4 protein-coding genes are annotated in these 3,429 nt (G+C 69.6%); all 4 read right to left on the bottom strand.

All coding sequences use genetic code 11. The annotated features are described in order from the left end of the window. A partial coding sequence (locus VED21_RS33390) for a molybdopterin-dependent oxidoreductase (protein ID WP_324890237.1) occupies positions 1-1,448 on the bottom strand: 1,448 nt, incomplete at its 3' end. An 11-nt stretch (positions 1,449-1,459) separates the two neighbouring features. Then, positions 1,460-1,663, bottom strand: coding sequence for a formate dehydrogenase (locus VED21_RS33385; protein ID WP_324890236.1), 204 nt, complete (start codon positions 1,661-1,663; stop codon positions 1,460-1,462). A gap of 32 nt (positions 1,664-1,695) precedes the next feature. After that, entirely contained in the window at positions 1,696-2,292 is a 597-nt protein-coding gene (locus VED21_RS33380; RefSeq protein WP_324890235.1) for a molecular chaperone TorD family protein, read from the bottom strand. A gap of 220 nt (positions 2,293-2,512) precedes the next feature. Beyond that, a partial coding sequence (locus tag VED21_RS33375; RefSeq protein WP_324890234.1) for a 3-hydroxybutyrate oligomer hydrolase family protein occupies positions 2,513-3,429 on the bottom strand: 917 nt, incomplete at its 5' end.

Below are 3,429 nucleotides of genomic sequence, written 5' to 3'. Positions count from 1 at the left end.
CCCCAGAACACCATGCCCTTGATGCCGTTCGGCTGGTCGATGTTCTCCTTGGCCTCCAGCACGCCGTCGAACCAGCGGGAGACCGGGATGCCGGTCTTCTCCATCAGGTCCTTGGAGGCGAAGCGCTTGAGGATCTCGTCGTACGGCACGTCCCAGACGCGGGCCCAGTGCTTCCACGCCCCCTCGGCAAGGCCGTAGTAGCCGGGCAGGCTGTCGGAGGTGACGCCGAAGTCGGTCGCCCCCTGCACGTTGTCATGGCCGCGGAAGATGTTGGTGCCGCCGCCGGCCAGGCCGACGTTGCCCAGCGCCAGCTGCAGGATGCAGTAGGCGCGCGTGTTGCTGGAACCGACGTGGTGCTGGGTGCCGCCCATGCACCAGACCAGCGTGCCGGGCCGGTTGCTGGCCAGCGTGCGGGCGACGCGCTTCAGCTGGCTTCCCGGAACGCCGGTGACCTTCTCGACCTCTTCCGGCGTCCACTTCTTCACCTCGGCGCGGATCTCGTCCATGCCGTAGACGCGCTTGGCGATGTAGTCCTTGTCCTCCCACCCGTTCTCGAAGACGTGCCAGAGGATGCCCCAGATGAGCGGCACGTCGGTGCCGGGGCGGAAGCGGATGTACTCGTCCGCCTTGGCCGCCGTGCGGGTGAAGCGCGGGTCGGCGACGATCAGCGGCGCGTTGTTCTGTTCCTTCGCCTTCAGCACATGCAGCATGGCGACGGGATGCGCCTCGGCGGCGTTGGAGCCGATGAAGAACATCGCACGCGACTTCTGGATGTCGTTGTACGAGTTCGTCATGGCGCCGTAGCCCCAGACGTTCGCGACACCGGCGACCGTCGTGGAGTGGCAGATGCGCGCCTGATGGTCGATGTTGTTGGTGCCCCAGAACGCCGCGAACTTGCGGATCAGGTACGCCTGCTCGTTCGAGAACTTGGCCGAGCCCAGCCAGAACACCGAATCCGGACCCGACGTCTCGCGGATCTGCAGCAGCTTGTCGCCGACCTCCGCGATGGCCTGGTCCCAGCCGATGCGCTGGTACTTGCCGTCCACCAGCTTCATGGGATAGCGCAGGCGGCGGTCGCCGTGCGCGTGCTCGCGCACCGCCGCGCCCTTGGCGCAATGGGCGCCGAGGTTCAGCGGGCTATCGAACGCCGGCTCCTGGCCGATCCACACGCCGTTCTGCACTTCGGCCACGACCGTGCAGCCGACCGAGCAGTGCGTGCAGATGGTCTTGACCTGCTTGACGGGGGCGCCGCCCACGGCGGTGGTGGCGGCATCGGCCTTCTTGACCATGCCCAGCGGCAGGCCGGCGACGGCGGCGGCGCCACCGGCGGCGAGGCCGGAGCGGCGCAGGAAGGTACGGCGGTCGATGGACGAACCGGTCAGGCCGCTCAAAGCCTTCGACAGCTTGGAGCCGCCGGCCGTGCCCGCGGACTTCTTGGTGATGCGCATGTCGGGGCTCCTCAGAAGGCGGCGAGCGCGTAGGCCTTGCGGACGTGCTCCGTCTCGCGGTAGCGGGCGGCGGTGGGGTCGTTCGGGTCCGGCCGTGCTGCGGCCTCGGCGGGGGCGGCCGTCACGGCGACGGCGGCGGCGCCCAGCGCGCCGGCACCCAGCCCGCGGAACAGGTCGCGCCGTTTGAGCGTGGTCTTGTCGTTGCTGTCCGTCATGATCGTACCCCCGTGTCCACCCGTGTTCGTTGTCAGGCCGCCAGATCGAACGCCTGGCCCTCGACCGCCAGGAAGGTGCGGCCCAGCGCGCCGACGGCGCGGTAGAAGCGCGCCGACGGCGCCGCTTCGAGATCGGTGAAGAAGCGCTCCGCCCAGCCGGCGACGTGGCGCTCATAGAAGGCGCGCTGCTCGTCCAGGGTGGCTTCGGCGTCGAAGGCGCCGGTGATGAGGCCTGCCATCATCTCGCACAGTGCGGCGATGTGGTCCTCCGGCTCGCGCACGTCGTCGGCGCGCGCGATGCCCAGGCGCGCCATGTCGGCGCGCAGCTCGGCCAGCGGCTTCTCGTTCAGGAAGCCCGTCTTGTAGTAGGAGCCGTAAGGCGACAGCTCGCCGCCGCCGACGCCGATGAACAGGGTGCCGTATTCGTCGGCCACGTCGGCGGGCAGGGCAGCGCGCGCGGCGGACGCCAGGGTGGCGAAGGCGGCGCCCATCGGCCCGTCCTCCGCGTCCACGTCGCCGTCGAGGACGGACAGTGCCTGCAGCAGGTCGGCCGACGGCGGAGCCGTCAGCAGCGCGGCGAGCAACGCGTAGGCGTTGGCTCGCAGTACCTCTTCCTCTGCCGCGTTCATGGCAAAAACCTCCGGTGCGCCGGAGGTGCCCGGCGGCGGCCTGTTCGTCATTTTTGTGTAAACTATCAGCCGGACGGAATAGGCGGACAGTCCATCTTTGGTCGGAAAAATCCGGCCAAACCTCCCCTATTGGTCGGATTATCGCTCGTGACAAAAAAGAGACCGGAGCGGGGTTGCCCCCACTCCGGCCCTGGGTCAGGTCACGGTTGCGATGATGGCGTCAGCGCGGGATGCTGACGGTGTTGTTGGCCACCGTGATGGCGTCCGCCGCGGCGGGCGTGGTGGCGAACTCCGGCATCAGCGTGGCGCGGTTGGCGGCGGTGATGGCCGCCGTGCCGCGCGGGGTGGCGCGGACCACCTGGCTGGGCGGCAGCGCCGTGCCGCTGCGCAGGTGCGCCAGCATGGCGTCCAGCGCCCGCTCGAAGTAGTAGTGCAGCGGGATGAAGACGACCTCGCGGTTGGCGTTCGCCAGCGTCGGGATCAGCGCGTCGAAGTGCTGGCCGTTCGTCACCTCGATGTAGCTGAGCTTGCTGGCCGCTCCCTCGATCGTCTTGTTGAGGCCCAGGTAGGCGCGGCCGTGGTGGTTGGGCGGCAGCACGGAGTCCGACCGGCCGTGGACGATCAGCGCCGGCTTGCCGCGCAGGTTGCCGGTGAACGTGGTCTCCCCCATGCCCTGGGCGACGCGCCGCGCCCAGATCGCGTCGGGGAAGGTGCGGCGGTAGCCGTCGACCGCCTGATCCGTCACCAGCATGCGGTGGCAGTAGGCGCTGTCGATGTTCAGGTCCTGCCGTCCGGTCAGGCGGGACACCGCCGCCTGCTCGATGATCGGGCCGTTGGCGGCGTTGTCGGCGATGGCGTTGATGCCGCCGGCCGGCGGGATGATGTTGCCGGCGGCGAACAGCAGCGACGCCGTGGCGGCCGGCAACTGCGTCGGGCGGCCCGCCGTGTCGGTGGCCGCGAAGCTGACGCCGCACAGGTTGTCGTCGACGCGCGCGCGGGCCATGCCGGCCGGGTAGGTGTCGATGATCTGGCGGTAGGCGTTCGCCCACTCCATGAACGGGATCAGGTAGTCGCCCTCGGCGAGGAAGCCGTAGGCGCGCAGCTTCTGGAGCGACTCGTTCGCCTGCTCGGCCAGCG

This window comes from Azospirillum sp. (genome assembly GCF_035627195.1).
In the GTDB taxonomy this organism is placed as follows: domain Bacteria; phylum Pseudomonadota; class Alphaproteobacteria; order Azospirillales; family Azospirillaceae; genus Azospirillum.
The sequence above is the reverse complement of the archived record's forward strand: the minus strand, read 5'-3'. Positions and strand labels throughout refer to the sequence as shown.

Bases quoted from the DNA above. Each gene is read 5' to 3' on its own strand.
- VED21_RS33385 (WP_324890236.1), bottom strand. From the start codon at position 1,663: ATGACGGACAGCAACGACAAGACCACGCTCAAACGGCGCGACCTGTTC.
- VED21_RS33380 (WP_324890235.1), bottom strand. From the start codon at position 2,292: ATGAACGCGGCAGAGGAAGAGGTACTGCGAGCCAACGCCTACGCGTTG.